Source organism: Paenibacillus amylolyticus (assembly GCF_001570725.1).
GTDB lineage: Bacteria > Bacillota > Bacilli > Paenibacillales > Paenibacillaceae > Paenibacillus > Paenibacillus amylolyticus_A.
The window spans coordinates 3420614-3436014 of record NZ_BCNV01000001.1 but is presented as its reverse complement, the minus strand read 5'-3'; the positions used below and the strand labels follow the sequence as shown (position 1 = coordinate 3436014).

At 48.3% G+C, this 15401-nt stretch carries 11 protein-coding genes; all 11 read left to right on the top strand.

What is annotated here, in order from left to right; genetic code table 11:
* Window positions 1-4: 4 nt before the first annotated feature.
* Complete coding sequence (locus PAHA3_RS15240) at window positions 5-2338, top strand: penicillin-binding transpeptidase domain-containing protein (RefSeq protein ID WP_062835460.1); 2334 nt, start codon at window positions 5-7, stop codon at window positions 2336-2338.
* A gap of 93 nt (window positions 2339-2431) precedes the next feature.
* On the top strand, window positions 2432-4384 hold the full coding sequence (locus tag PAHA3_RS15235) for a stage V sporulation protein D (RefSeq protein WP_062835459.1): 1953 nt from the start codon (window positions 2432-2434) through the stop codon (window positions 4382-4384).
* A gap of 140 nt (window positions 4385-4524) precedes the next feature.
* The gene (locus tag PAHA3_RS15230; protein WP_062836126.1) at window positions 4525-6012 is read left to right on the top strand and encodes a UDP-N-acetylmuramoyl-L-alanyl-D-glutamate--2,6-diaminopimelate ligase; all 1488 of its coding nucleotides are present in this window, start codon (window positions 4525-4527) and stop codon (window positions 6010-6012) included.
* Window positions 6012-7424 carry a UDP-N-acetylmuramoyl-tripeptide--D-alanyl-D-alanine ligase gene (locus PAHA3_RS15225; protein WP_062836127.1) on the top strand — a complete coding sequence of 471 codons (1413 nt, stop codon included), beginning with the start codon at window positions 6012-6014 and terminating at the stop codon, window positions 7422-7424. The genes PAHA3_RS15230 and PAHA3_RS15225 overlap by 1 nt, the downstream gene beginning before the upstream one ends.
* 12 nt (window positions 7425-7436) lie before the next feature.
* Complete coding sequence (gene mraY / locus PAHA3_RS15220; protein ID WP_047843751.1) at window positions 7437-8405, top strand: phospho-N-acetylmuramoyl-pentapeptide-transferase; 969 nt, start codon at window positions 7437-7439, stop codon at window positions 8403-8405.
* Window positions 8406-8408: 3 nt separating this feature from the next.
* Complete coding sequence (gene murD / locus PAHA3_RS15215) at window positions 8409-9830, top strand: UDP-N-acetylmuramoyl-L-alanine--D-glutamate ligase (protein ID WP_062835458.1); 1422 nt, start codon at window positions 8409-8411, stop codon at window positions 9828-9830.
* A gap of 48 nt (window positions 9831-9878) precedes the next feature.
* Complete coding sequence (gene spoVE / locus PAHA3_RS15210) at window positions 9879-10976, top strand: stage V sporulation protein E (RefSeq protein ID WP_062835457.1); 1098 nt, start codon at window positions 9879-9881, stop codon at window positions 10974-10976.
* Window positions 10977-10983: 7 nt separating this feature from the next.
* A complete protein-coding gene (murG, locus tag PAHA3_RS15205) occupies window positions 10984-12093 on the top strand; it encodes an undecaprenyldiphospho-muramoylpentapeptide beta-N-acetylglucosaminyltransferase (RefSeq protein ID WP_062835456.1) in 1110 nt (369 codons plus the stop codon).
* 149 nt (window positions 12094-12242) lie between these two features.
* The gene (murB, locus tag PAHA3_RS15200) at window positions 12243-13148 is read left to right on the top strand and encodes a UDP-N-acetylmuramate dehydrogenase (protein ID WP_062835455.1); all 906 of its coding nucleotides are present in this window, start codon (window positions 12243-12245) and stop codon (window positions 13146-13148) included.
* Between the two features lie 17 nt (window positions 13149-13165).
* Window positions 13166-14449: a UDP-N-acetylglucosamine 1-carboxyvinyltransferase gene (murA, locus tag PAHA3_RS15195; RefSeq protein ID WP_062835454.1), complete on the top strand. Its 1284-nt coding sequence runs from the start codon at window positions 13166-13168 to the stop codon at window positions 14447-14449.
* Window positions 14450-14507: 58 nt separating this feature from the next.
* Window positions 14508-15275 (top strand): cell division protein FtsQ/DivIB, encoded by a 768-nt coding sequence (locus PAHA3_RS15190; RefSeq protein WP_062835453.1) that lies wholly within the window; start codon window positions 14508-14510, stop codon window positions 15273-15275.
* The last annotated feature ends 126 nt before the right edge of the window (window positions 15276-15401 follow it).

The window sequence follows — 15401 nt, the reverse complement described above, 5'->3', positions numbered from 1 at the left end:
TCCGATGATAAAAAGAATAAAGATGCGCACGTTGCTAATAGGGGGATGTATTACCCTCTTTTTTCTTGTACTCGTAACCCGAATCTTTTTCATTCAAGTTGTGAATGGCGGTGTATGGCAGGAACGGGCGGCCGGTTTAGTAGAGCGGGAACAGACCATTAAGGCTGCACGTGGAACAATTACAGATCGAAATGGTAACGTTCTGGCTACCGATGCGCCTGCGTATACGGTTTCGGTCAATCCCCTCTTGATCGATGAACTGGGCATTCAGGATATTGTCACGGAGAAACTCTCTACTCTTCTAGGGAAAAATGAGAGTGAGATGCGCGCTCTTGTCACAGCCAAAAATAAAGATGGAAATTTCTATCAGCAGCGGGAAGTACGCAGTGAAGGATATAAGATCAGTCCTGAGCTTGCCGCAAAAGTCAATGAGTTGCGTGAAGAATTGCAAGAGGAATATAAGGCGCGTAATGCAATCGTAATGGCTCAAGAGTCCAAGCGTTTTTACCCTGAAGAAACACTTGCTTCTCACCTCTTGGGATATATGAGCCGTGACGGAAAGGCTGTCAATGGACTTGAAGTCTCATATGATGAAGCACTGACAGGTACAGACGGGTATCTGAATTATCAGAAGGATGCCAAAGGCATCAAACTTCCGGATTCACAGGATAACTATCTGCCACCTCAGAACGGGAAAAACCTCACGCTGACGATCGATGATACGATCCAGTTCTACATTGAGGATGCAATGAAAGAAGCCGTTGCCAAGTATAACCCACTGAGCATGACGGTCATTGCTGCAGACCCGAGCACAATGGAGATTCTGGGGATGGCGAACTGGCCAACCTTTAATCCTAATACGTACGGCAGTACGCCTGATCAAAAGAACTTTATTAATCATGCGACGCAATCCATCTATGAGCCAGGGTCTACATTCAAAATCGTTACACTGGCAGGAGCTGTGGAAGAAAAACTCTTCGATCCGAATGCAAGTTTTGAATCCAAACGCATGTATATCGGTGGATTCCCGATTAGCGATAATGGTCATTCCTATGGTTGGATCTCTTATCTCGAAGGTGTCAAACGGTCAAGTAACATTGCCTTTGTTAACTTGGGTTACAACATGCTTGGTGGTGAACGTCTGCGTCATTACATAGACGAATTCGGTTTTGGTAAAAAGACAGGTATTGATCTGCCGAGTGAGGCAGCTTCACCGATCAAGCCGTTGGTTTACAAATCCGAGATTGCTACTGCTGCTTACGGTCACGGTCTCGTACAGGTAACACCAATTCAACAGGTCGCAGCGATCTCGGCGATTGCTAATGGCGGCAAATTACTGGAGCCGCATCTGGTGAGGGAGATCAAGAACCCGAATGACGGGACTACGGAAGTGATCAAACCTAAAGTGGTTCGTCAGGTGATTTCCAAGGAGTCTTCCAAACTGGTGAGCGGTTATCTGGAACAAGTGGTTGCAGACCAAACGATTGGTACCGGTCGTAACGCTTATATCGAGGGTTACCGTGTAGCTGGTAAGACAGGTACAGCAAGAAAGGTTGTTAACGGGGAATACAGCAAGTCGAAAGACGTTGTATCGTTTATTGGATTTGCACCTGTGAATAATCCGAAGATTGCTATACTTGTTGTCATTGACCAACCGGATGGAACCAACATTGGGGGAGGAACTGCAGCTGCCCCAGTATTCAAAAAAATTGTGAGCCAAACGCTTCAGTATATGGGAGTTCCCAAAGATACAGCCAAAACCGCTGACAAAAAGTCAAAAGAAGTTCCTGTTGTGCAAGCCAAGGCACCGGACCTGAGTGGTAAGACAGCCAAACAGGCCAGAAGCCAGCTTCTAAGCGCGGGTATTGCTTATGTGACGCTTGGTCAAGGGGATAATGTAATTCGGCAGTATCCGGTTGCTGGGGCATCCATGAATCCAGGCCAACGAATCTATCTGCTTACGGAAGAAAGCAGCAAGATGAAGATTCCAGATCTAACAGGTGAATCTCTCCGGGATGCTCTGGAAGTACTTTCTCTCATGAAAGTGGGAGTTACGGTCAAGGGTGAAGGGTATGTCGTGAAGCAAACTGAGCAGGTGGCAGGTGAGCAGAGAACCGTACAGCTGAATTTACAGACTGCCAAAGCCGCAGTTACCGGCATAGCAGATGAGGCTCCAATCTCTTCTGATCCGTCGTCAGAAACCGAAGGGAAGGAACAAGACACTTCGGGAGCAGAAGGTAAAACCGACGGAAAAGACGAAACGGATAACAATGAGGCTCCTGCCAATGAATCCGAATCCTCTGAAGATCCAGCAACAAACGGGGCTTCACTACCATAGGGAGCTCTGACAGCTTGTTCTAACCCCCGGTTGTCCTGAATATTCATGAATGGAACGAGATCATGATTTTGGGACGAGTGGGGGGATCTTTTCGTGAAGGGATCAAGCGTAAATCTGCGTCGCAGGTTGCTATGGAGTTTAGTGATTTTAGTTTTGTTATTTTCGGCCTTGGTGATCAGGCTTGCTTATGTACAGCTCGGGCAAGGCCCTGAATTGTCAGCAAAAGCAGAAGAATCCTGGCGGCGTAATATTCCTTACTCAGCCAAGCGAGGGGAAATCCTAGATCGAAATGGAACCTCTCTGGCCTATAATGTGACAACACCGACCATTATGGCTATCCCGGCACAAGTCAAGGAAGCTGAAACGACAGCTAGAGCGCTTGCTCCACTGCTGGGGATGACGGAAGAGAAAGTGCTGGCAACCATCAAGAAACGTGAACTCATTGTACGATTACAACCCGGCGGCCGCAAAATTACGATGGAGAAAGCTCAGCGCATCCGTGATTTGAAGCTTCCGGGTATCGTTGTTGCTGAGGACAATAAACGTTTTTATCCCTATGATGATCTGGCTGCCCATATTCTCGGATTTACGGGGATTGATAATCAGGGCTTAACGGGCGTCGAGAAGAAATATGATGATAAGCTGAATGGTTTGAATGGCAGTGTGTCCTACTTGTCCGATGCGGCCGGAAGGCTAATGCCGGGCTCATCCGAGAAGTATGTGGAACCGAAGGACGGTCTTAACCTCAAGCTGACCATTGATAAATCGATTCAGTCCATCATGGAGAGAGAACTGGACCAGGCCATGGTGAAGTTCCAGGCGAACTCAGCACTGGCTATAGCGATGAATCCCAAAACGGGTGAAATTTTGGGTATGTCGAGCAGACCGGGATACGAACCGGCCGATTATCAGCAATATCCCGCGGAGATATACAATCGGAATTTACCGATCTGGATGACGTACGAACCAGGCTCTACATTCAAGATCATTACCTTGGCAGCAGCGCTTGAAGAGAAAAAGGTCAATCTGCAACAGGATCAATTTTTTGATCCCGGATATGTTGAGGTGGGTGGAGCCCGTCTGCGTTGCTGGAAAAAGGGCGGCCACGGAAGTCAGACCTTTCTGCAAGTGGTGGAGAACTCATGCAACCCGGGATTTGTAGCTCTGGGGCAGAGACTGGGAAAAGAATCGCTCTTCTCTTATATTAAAAACTTTGGCTTTGGTACTAAAACGGGTATTGACCTCAGTGGAGAAGCCAGTGGAATTCTGTTCAAACTGTCGAGAGTAGGACCTGTCGAGCTTGCAACAACTGCTTTTGGTCAAGGTGTATCCGTTACGCCTATTCAGCAAGTAGCAGCTGTGTCAGCGGCCATCAATGGGGGTAAACTTTACAAGCCATATGTTACGAAAGCATGGGTCCATCCGGTAACGGGAGAAGTCATGGAAGAAGCCAAGCCGGAGCTGGTTCGTCAGGTGATCTCGGAGAATACATCCAAGCAAGTACGTGAAGCGCTCGAGAGTGTTGTTGCGAAAGGAACCGGACGTCCAGCGTTCATTGATGGATACCGGGTCGGTGGAAAGACAGGTACAGCTCAGAAAGTCATCAACGGACGTTATTCCTCTACCGAGCATATCGTATCCTTTATCGGATTTGCACCCGCTGATGATCCTCAGATTGTGGTCTATACCGCAGTGGATAATCCCAAAGGAATTCAATTCGGAGGTGTGGTTGCCGCCCCGATTGTACAGAACATCCTTGAAGATGCGCTGCATTACATGAATGTCCCTGTTCGGAAGGATCAGGTTGCCAAAGAATACAAATATGGTGAGACCAAAATCGTGACGGTTCCAGATCTGACAGGTGCTACTGTCGAAGATCTGTACGAAGACCTGAACATGAATTTTATGCTGGCGAAGTCCGGCAGTGGCAAATACGTGATTAATCAGGCGCCTAAGCCTGGGGCAAGGGTAGAGCAGGGTTCAACCATCCGCATTTACATGGGGGATGTTCTGAACGATGCGCATGACCACACTAAGGATGAATAATGGGGCTTTGGAGCAGTTTGTGTCTTCAAGCGCAACAAAATTCATCCAAGCGCGTTTCATTATTTGGTTGTATTGACGATATTAATAAATACAGACATATGCTAAAACAGAAGTATAATTGGAAAAGTGAGGTTATTCATGTGCTTTTAAAACAATTTGCATCGATGCTGACCACCGCCCGCCTCGTGGGCGAATCGAATACAGAATGCCAAAACCTTCAGACAGATTCCCGGCAGGTAAAACCGGGTGATCTGTTTATCTGTCTTCCGGGACATACGGTAGATGGTCATGATTATGCAGAAAAAGCTGTCCATGCCGGTGCAGTCGCATTGGTGGTTGAACGTCAGCTGGATCTGCCTGTACCACAATTGCTGGTGAAGGACAGCCGGTTTGCGATGGCTGTTCTGGCAGATTTCTTTTTTGACTCGCCAAGCCAGAAGATGAATATGATTGGTGTAACGGGAACGAACGGAAAAACGACCACTACCTATTTGATTGAAAAAATCATGAGCGATTTTGGGCGTAAAACGGGATTGATCGGTACCATTCAAATGCGGTATGACGGTCGGACCTACCCGATGTCAGGAACGACACCAGAGGCGCTTGATCTACAGCGTAGCCTGCATGATATGGTTCAGAAGGGGACGGACTGCTGTGTTATGGAAGTTTCTTCTCACGCATTGGAACAAGGGCGCGTAAAGGGAACGAATTTCCGTACTGCGGTATTCACTAATCTGACGCAGGATCATCTGGACTACCACCATTCCATGGAGGAATATCGCGGGGCCAAAGGGTTGTTCTTTGCACGACTGGGTAACGGGTATACCGAAGATGCTTCACAGCGTAAATTCGCTGTCATCAATGCAGATGATCCGGCTGCGGCTTATTTCATCTCTGTGACTGCAGCTGAAGTGATTACATATGGCATGGGTGAAGAGGCGGATGTACGCGCATCCCAAATCTCGATCACATCTCAGGGAACTTCTTTCCACGTAAATACATTTGCAGGCAGCACGGATATTCGCTTGCGCATGGTAGGTAAATTCAATGTGTACAATGCGATGGCAGCAATCTCAGCAGCGCTGGTGGAAGGCGTTCCATTGGAAGAGATCAAGCGCAGTCTGGAGACGGTTCCGGGTGTGGATGGACGTGTTGAAGGAGTGGACGAAGGGCAGCCATTTGCTGTTATTGTCGACTATGCTCATACACCGGATGGACTGGAGAATGTACTGCGGACGGTGAAGGAATTTGCTGAAGGACGTGTGATCTGTGTGTTTGGCTGTGGTGGTGACAGAGATCGTACCAAACGACCTCTCATGGGTAAGATTGCTGCGAAGTATAGCGATTTTGTACTCGTCACTTCTGATAATCCACGGACAGAAGATCCGGATCTGATTCTCAAAGACATTGAACAGGGCCTGATTGAAGAATCCGTTCCTGCTGAACGTTATACGATGATTGTGGATCGGCGCCAGGCGATTCATGAAGCTATTGAAATGGCAAGCCCAGCCGATGTAGTATTGATTGCGGGCAAGGGTCACGAGACCTATCAGATTATCGGCACCACCAAAACCGATTTTGATGACCGAATCATAGCCAAAGAAGCGATAAGGGGCAAATCCAATTGATAAAAAGAACATTGGCACAATTGGCCGAGATGTGTGGAGGAACATTAAGTGACGTTGCTGCTCATGGCAATGTAATGGTCGAAGGGGTGTTTACCGATTCGCGTAAACCCCTGGAAGGCAGTTTGTTTATCCCGCTAGTGGGTGAAAGGTTTGACGGACACGAATTTGTGCAAGCCTGTCTAGAGAAGGGTGCTGCAGGGGCGATCTGGCAAAAGGATCATGGTATTCCGCCACAAGGCGCTGTCATTGTTGTTGACGACACACTTGTCGCACTGCAAGCACTCGCATCTGCTTATCTAACAGAGAATAAAGCTGCTATTGTTGGCATTACAGGCAGCAACGGCAAGACGACAACGAAGGACATCGTGGATGCCATTCTCTCAACGACGTTCAAAGTGCACAAGACACAAGGAAACTTCAATAACCATATTGGTTTACCACTGACTGTACTAAGCATGGACCCGGATACTGAGATTATGATTTTGGAGATGGGCATGAGTGGTCGCGGGGAAATTAACGATTTGTCGGTTATTGCGCAGCCTGATGTAGCGGTCATCACCAATATTGGGGAATCTCATCTGCTGCAACTGGGGTCGAGATTGGAGATTGCTAGAGCCAAAGCCGAGATTGCAGCGGGAATGAAAGCGGACGGGTTACTGATCTACAACGGAGACGAGCCTTTAATTGCACAAGTCCTTGAAGAACCCGCAACGAAACAACCAAAGGGATTGCAGCGGTTTACATTTGGTCTGGAAACCGATAATGATGACTATCCTACCGGACTCATGAATGCGCAGAACGGGGTTGTTTTCACTACCAAACAGTATGGAGATCATGCATTTACGCTCCCTCTGCTGGGAACGCATAATGTCGTTAACTGTCTGGCTGCCCTCGCTGTAGCCCGTCATTTTGGAGTGACTACAGAACAGATTGCTGCGGGATTGTCCCGCTTGAAACTGACAGGCATGCGCATTGAGGTTACGCAAGGTGTTAGTGGTCTGACCCTGCTGAATGATGCATACAATGCAAGTCCAACCTCCATGAAGGCCGCAATCGATGTATTGGAAGGTCTGAAAGGATACCGTATGAAAGTGGCTGTGCTTGGTGATATGCTTGAACTTGGTCCTCAGGAGCAGGATCTGCATTATGGAATCGGAGAGTATATCACACCTGCCAAAATGGACATGGTGCTGGTATATGGTCCGCTATCAGCTAATATTGCTGAAGGAGCAAGAAAGCAAATGCCGGCAGAGGCTGTGCATGCTTTTATAGATAAAGAAGAAATGACCCGTTATCTACTGGAGAAACTACATCCCAGAGACGTTGTCTTGTTCAAAGCCTCAAGGGGCATGAAGCTGGAGGACGTGGTCGAAGCACTACAAATAGCACCATTACAGAATCGAGTAGACTAGAGGGGTGAACCCATGGATTTTCAGGTATTACTGTTAACAATCGGCGTTTCATTTATTCTGGCGGTGATTGCCGCACCGCTCCTGATTCCGCTGTTACGGCGCATGAAATTCGGACAGCAGGTTAGGGAAGATGGGCCTCAGAGCCATTTGAAAAAAAGCGGAACACCTACAATGGGTGGAGTCGTTATTTTAGTTGCGTTCACATTGGCCTTTTTGAAATTTTCGGCAGTCAAGAATACAGACTTTTATGTCTTGCTCGTGGCTACGCTGGGATTCGGGCTGATTGGCTTCCTGGATGATTACATCAAAATTGTGTTCAAACGTTCGCTCGGACTGACGGCCAGACAAAAAATGCTGGGCCAATTGTTCTTCAGTGCAGTGATGTGTTTCTTGCTGATCCAGAATGGACATAGCACAGCCATTTCTATTCCGGGTACGTCATTCTCGTTCGACTGGACCGGATGGTTCTATTATCCGTTTGTCGTATTCATGATGCTTGCCATCACCAATGCGGTTAACTTTACCGATGGTTTGGATGGTTTACTATCCGGGGTAAGCGCAATTGCTTTTGGGGCGTTTGCTATTGTGGCGATGCAAGCCACGTCGATGCCGGCTGCAGTGTGTGCAGCAGCGATGATCGGAGCCGTGCTTGGTTTTCTGGTATATAACGCACATCCGGCCAAAGTGTTTATGGGAGACACAGGTTCTCTGGGGATTGGCGGTGCAATTGGTGCGGTAGCGATTGTAACCAAAACAGAGCTTCTATTTGTCATCATTGGCGGTATTTTTGTCATCGAGATCCTGTCTGTCATCATTCAAGTGGTATCATTCAAGACTCGCGGCAAGCGTGTATTCAAAATGAGCCCTATTCACCATCACTTTGAATTAAGTGGTTGGTCAGAATGGCGGGTTGTTATTACCTTTTGGGCGGTAGGCGCAATTTTGGCCGCTCTTGGACTTTATCTCAACAAGGGGTTGTAGATCATGAACCATCCTGAATCATATCGCGGACAACAAGTAGTTGTGCTCGGATTGGCCAAAAGCGGCGTACAAGTCGCCAAAGTGCTGGATCGTGCCGGAGCGAAGGTTACAGTAAATGATAAAAAAGAGAGAGAACAGTGTCCCGAAGCTTCCGAATTGGAGGCTTTGGGAATTTCTGTTGTATGCGGAGGACATCCGGATGATCTGATTCACAGTGATGTGAAGCTGGTCGTCAAAAATCCCGGCATCCCATACCATGCTGCTCCAGTGCAGCAAGCTCTGGCGTTAGGCATTGAAGTAGTGACAGAGGTAGAGGTCGCTTATCATCTATGTGCTGCACCCATGATCGGTATTACCGGCTCCAATGGCAAAACAACAACGACCACTTGGGTGGGTAAAATGTTGGAACATGCCGGCCTCAAGCCGATTGTTGCCGGCAATATTGGAACACCTCTCTGTGAAGCGGCAGAGCAAGCTTCTCCAGATCACTGGATGGTTGTTGAGCTTAGCAGTTTCCAGCTCAAAGGAACGGTTGATTTCCGTCCTCGGATTGCCAGCTTACTTAACGTTGCAGAGACGCATCTGGACTATCACGGGAACATGGATGATTATGTGGCTTCCAAAGCTAAACTGTTTGCCAATCAGCAGTCTGACGACGTAGCCATTCTAAATTGGGATGATGCGGTATGTCGTGGTCTGGTTCCTTACATCAAAGGCAGATTGATCCCCTTCTCTGTGACAGAGAAATTGGATACAGGTGTGTATGCAGATCCTCCTTATGTGGATGGAGAAGAGGATGATGTGAAGCGTCAGGTAATTTACGCGGATGAAAACGGAGATCACCACAACATTATCGACGTTGAGGACATTGGCCTTCCTGGGCGATTTAATGTTGAAAATGCACTAGCTGCTGTGGCCATTGCTGTAGCGGCAGGAGCTGATCCTGCGGTGCTAGCTGCTCCGCTTGCAGACTTCAAGGGAGTTGAACACCGACTTGAATACGTTCTGGAGCATAATGGCTCTGCATACTACAACAACTCCAAAGCGACCAATTCGAAGGCTACGGTCATGGCCCTGAATTCGTTCAAGGAACCGGTCGTGTTAATTGCCGGAGGGCTGGATCGTGGATCAGACATGATGGAGTTGTTACCCTTGTTCCAGGAACGAGTGAAAGCTGTCGTTGCAATTGGAGAGACACGGACAAAAATTGCCAAGGTCGCGGAACTTGCCGGATTAAAGCAAATTAAGGTCGTCGATAATGAGGAGGACGCTGCCCGGACGTTAACCGTTGCTGTGCAGGAAGCATCGAAGCTTGCTACTGCCGGTGATGTCGTTTTGTTGTCCCCGGCATGTGCAAGTTGGGATATGTTTGCTTCCTATGAAGAGCGGGGACGCATTTTTAAAGAGGCGGCGCATAACTTGTAAGTAGGGGGGTGGAAAAGCCCCTACTTCCATGCAAGGGGTGGCCTCCTGATGAAACAGACGCGACCGGCACCAGATATTTGGTTGCTGATTTGTATTTTGGCATTGCTTGCCATCGGCATCATAATGGTATATAGCGCAGGCTCGGTGCTTGCCTTTCATGATTATGGCGATTCATTTTATTTTGTAAAAAGACAGGCCTTGTTTGCGGTGCTTGGGCTTGTGGCCATGTTCGTAACTGCTAATGTAGACTACCGGGTGTGGAGAAAATATGCCAAGCCAATATTGATTGCCTGTTTTATTATGCTCATTGCGGTGCTCATTCCTGGAATTGGAGTAGTTCGGGGCGGGGCACGAAGTTGGCTTGGTATAGGTTCGTTCGGTATCCAGCCCTCGGAATTCATGAAGCTGGGTATGATTTTGTTTCTTGCTCACTGGCTGAGCAAGGAGCCAGGCAAAATCAAGACCTTCACAACGGGGCTTCTGCCACCGCTGGGATTGATCGGTTTGGCTTTTGGTATTATTATGCTGCAACCTGATTTGGGGACAGGCACCGTGATGATGGGCGCGTCGATGCTTATTATCTTTACAGCCGGAGCACGAATGAAACATCTAAGCTTGCTTGCTCTTGGCGGCGTAGCCGGATTTGCAGCGTTGATCGCAGCAGCTCCCTATCGGTTGCAGCGTATCACAGCGTTTTTGGACCCATGGTCCGATCCATTGGGTGCCGGTTATCAGATCATTCAATCGTTATACGCGATTGGTCCTGGTGGACTGGCGGGATTGGGACTGGGCATGAGCCGGCAGAAGTACAGTTATGTGCCTGAACCGCAAACGGACTTTATTTTTAGTATTTTGGCCGAAGAACTCGGCTTTATAGGTGGAATGATTGTATTATTGTTGTTTCTGGTGCTGGTGTGGAGAGGAATGCGTGTAGCGATGACCGTCCCGGATGCCTTCGGCAGCCTGCTTGGTGTAGGTATCGTAGGTATGGTCGCCGTACAGGTCATTATTAACATTGGTGTTGTCATTGGAATGATGCCAGTTACGGGTATTACCCTACCTCTGATTAGTTACGGCGGATCATCATTGACCCTCATGCTCACAGCACTGGGCATTTTAGTGAACTTATCCCGTTATGCGAGGTGACTATGCGATGCGAGTCGTTCTAAGCGGCGGCGGTACGGGTGGACATATCTATCCGGCCGTTGCCATAGCAAGACAATGTGAGGCGGAGAACCCGGACTCGACATTTCTATATATTGGCGGAACCAGAGGGCTGGAAAGCAAACTGGTCCCCCAGGAAAATATTCCTTTTAAATCGATTGATATTACCGGTTTTCGGCGCAAATTGTCCATCGACAACCTGAAAACGGTTATGCGTTTCATTCAAGGTGTACGCAAGTCCAAAAAAATGCTGAAGGAATTCAAACCGGATGTTGTAATTGGTACGGGTGGATATGTGTGTGGACCTGTGGTGTATGCAGCAACAAAACTGGGGATTCCGAGTATAATTCATGAACAGAACGCCATCCCGGGTCTAACTAACAAATTTTTGATGCGTTATGTGGACACGGTTGCCGTTAGCTTTGAAGGTCTTGAAAAATCGTTTTCAGGTGCGAAAAATGTGATCTACACCGGTAATCCGCGAGCGACTACGGTAGCTCAGGCTAGCCGTGATCGTGGTTTTGCCACATTAGGTGTCCCGATGAACAGCCGTGTTGTTCTTGTGGTCGGTGGCAGTCGTGGAGCGAAAGCAATCAATAAAGCGATGGTGGACATGGCTCCTATGCTGGAGCAACTGGATGATGTTCATGTGGTTTACGTGACAGGGGATACCTATTTTGATGAAACGCGTGAAGCCATTCGCAGTTCATTGGGTACAATGCCAAACCACTTGCATGTTCTGCCTTACGTACACAATATGCCTGAGGTACTTGCTTGTACATCCTTGATTGTAAATCGCGCTGGGGCATCATTCCTTGCGGAGATTACATCACTGGGCATTCCTTCGATCCTGATTCCGTCACCCAACGTGACCAACAATCATCAGGAAGCCAATGCACGCAAGCTTGAAGGTGGAGGCGCGTCGCTCACGATGCTGGAGAAGGATCTTACAGGCAAAGTGCTGTATGAAGCCATCGCCGGGATTATGAATGATGAACTCGGGCGTAAACGAATGGCTGAAGCCTCTCGGAAACTGGGGAAACCGGATGCAGCTGAAGTGCTTGTGCGTGAAATTCAGCGTCTTGCTGCACGCCGATAAAGTGCGTTTGTGGGCGATTGTCACACACAAGACGGGACTGACATAAGATACCGTATAAATCGTGACCATCGTTCCATGGCGCCAGAACACGGTCTGTAGCAACAGAACATACCATGTTCATCGGCTTTGAAGCAAAGGAGGATGCACACATGCACCAGTGGATATCGATACTGTCCCAGCACAATGTGGGCAGAGTTCTTGAAAACGAATCGCTAGCCAAATACACCACATGGAAGATCGGCGGTCCTGCGGATGCACTGGTCATTCCGGAGAATAAAGAGCAGATGATACATCTCGTTCAATTGCTTCACAAGCATCAGATTCCGTGGATGCAACTTGGACGGGGTTCAAACATGCTGGTGTCAGACAAAGGAATACGTGGTGTTGTTGTGAAACCAGGCGAAGGCTTTGATTATGCCGAGTTTCACGAAGGCGGCGTAACCGCTGGAGCAGCGCATTCTTTTGTTAAACTCAGTGTGGTTGCTGCGAAAAAGGAATGGACCGGTCTGGAATTCGGCAGCGGTATCCCCGGCACTGTCGGTGGAGCCGTATATATGAACGCGGGTGCCCATGGATCGGATGTGTCACGGATATTCAAATTCGCTGAGATTGTACTGGAGACAGGGGAATTGGTACGTTACAGCAAGGAGGACATGGATTTTGCCTACCGCCACTCTGTTCTGCATGACCGGAGAGGCATCGTGCTGGAAGCTGCATTTGAACTTCAGCAGGGAGAGCGCAAAGTCATTTCGGAAGCCATGGCGGCTTACAAAGATCGCCGGCGCCGCACACAGCCACTGCAGATGGCATGTGCAGGCAGTGTGTTCCGAAATCCCCCGGGTGATCATGCAGCCCGTCTGATTGAAGCAGCAGGGCTGAAAGGGTTGACCCAGGGAGGCGCACAGGTATCCACCATGCATGCCAATTTCATTGTCAATACAGGGCAAGCAACAGCAGAGGACGTTATCACCCTAATGCAGCAGATTCAGAGCACTATATCATCTCAAAACGGTATTAACCTGGTACCGGAAGTCTTCGTAGTGGGTGAGCGGTAAACCCCGGAGGTGATACATTGGACAAATTGGTGATTGAAGGCGGGAAACCCCTCTCAGGATCCATACGCATCCATGGAGCAAAAAATGCCGCTTTACCGATTATGGCCGCAAGTTTGTTGGCAGATGGAGAAGTTACACTGCATAACGTTCCACACTTGCTGGACATTGAAGTGATGCTGTATATCCTGGAACGGCTTGGATGCACGTGTCGGCATGAACAGGGAACAGTGACGATTAATACCTCGTCGATCCGGTCATATGATGTGCCAGAAGATCTAATGAAGCAGATGCGCTCTTCCATTTTTTTGATGGGACCATTGCTGGCTAAGTTTGGGCAAGTGTCAGTGTACCAGCCAGGGGGCTGTGCCATTGGAGAACGCAAAATTGATCTTCACCTCCGGGGCCTGGAAGCGCTCGGAGCTTTGATTGAAGAGCAGGACCAACAGATTATCTGTCATGGGAAGAATCTGGTGGGTACAGATATTCATTTGGATTTCCCGAGTGTGGGAGCGACCGAGAATATCATGATGGCAGCCGTTATGGCTAAAGGCACGACAACCATTTGCAACGCCGCAAGAGAACCTGAAATACAAGATCTGCAGCACTTCCTGAATGCTATGGGTGCAAGCATCATTGGTGCAGGAACGGATACGATTACGATTAATGGCGTTGAGAAATTGAAGCCTTGTTCGTATGAGATTATACCGGATCGAATCGTTGCTGGGACCGTGATGATCGCAGCTGCAGCAACGCGTGGCAATGTTACGCTTACACATTGCAATCCTGCTCATCTTACTTCACTTATACATGTGTTGAAGCGCACTGGTGTTCAAATCACAGTCTGCAATGATATAATGACGGTGAGCTGTATGAGCCGTCCAAAATCAGTAGACCGTATTGTGACTTCTCCGTATCCTTCGTTTCCGACAGATCTGCAATCACAAATCATGGTGTTGCTCAGTCTAGCAGACGGATTCAGTGTGATGAAGGAAACGGTATTCGAGGGTCGATTCAAACATGTGGATGAGCTGAATGTGATGGGGGCTGATATTTCAGTCGATCTGAACGCAGCATTTATCCGTGGTGTTCCCCGTCTGTACGGGGCTACAGTAGAAGCAACCGATCTTCGTGCAGGTGCAGCTCTGGTTATTGCAGGTCTGGCTGCTCAAGGCAAAACGGTTGTGGAGCAAGTGCATCATATTGACCGGGGATACGATCAGATCGAGAAGTTATTCCAGAGTCTTGGAGCATCGGTTGAGCGACAGTCGCCCGTTTCGAAAGAGTTGGATTTTGCCAATTAACGTCCTTGGCGTCCCCTTCTTGAAGGGAGGGGACCTGAGGCTTTGTGGAGCGCTACTTATGCCTAAAAGTCAAATTCCGGTTCTGAAGAAGAATCGGCCAAAAGGAAACACAAGCCGCAAAATTGTAATTATTCTGTTATTACTATTTATTGTATTGCTCGCTGTATTATTCTTTCGTTCTTCCATGAGTCGGATTTCGGCAGTTGAAATTACGGGTAATGTATACACAGCGACTTCAGAACTGCTGGAGAAAAGCGGTCTGAAAGAAGGCGATCAATTTTTTGGGACAAGTGCTGCGGAGGTTATCGAGCGTCTCAAGAGTATCAAGGCGATCTCAACTGTTACCGTGGACAAGCAATTTCCAGGCATTATTCATATCAAAGTTCAGGAATATGCCACGGTTGCGTATGAACTTGGTACGGATGGTACGTTAAAAGCGATATTGGCCAGCGGGACAAGCTTGACAGTGCCAGCAACAATCGGTGTTGCTGTAGAGAAGCCGATATTGACCCAATGGAAGGCGGATGATCCGCTCAAAGCTGAACTGAGCGAGACCCTGGCTAAAATTCCAAACGAATTGACGACGGATATTTCGGAGATTATTCCGAACCCTACGCCTTCGTTTCCGGATCAGATTCGGATGTATACCAAATCACAGTTTGAAGTGATTACAACCGTCTCTCTTTTATCGGATAAAGTGGAGTATCTGAATCAAGTGATTGAGACCGAACGCCCTGGGAAAATCACCATGCTTGAAGCAGATACTTATGTTCCTTTCATCCCGGATGACCCGGAAGATGATGCTGAACCGGGAGCAACCCCCTGATCTTTGCCATCTTCGAGGCTGAACTTAATATGAAAGCCTAGGCGGGTCGGGGTTTGGCCCCGTCAGAGCAATGAAACTTGTTCTTTCTGAGATGAAGAAAAAATGATACACTTGAACTTATGGCAC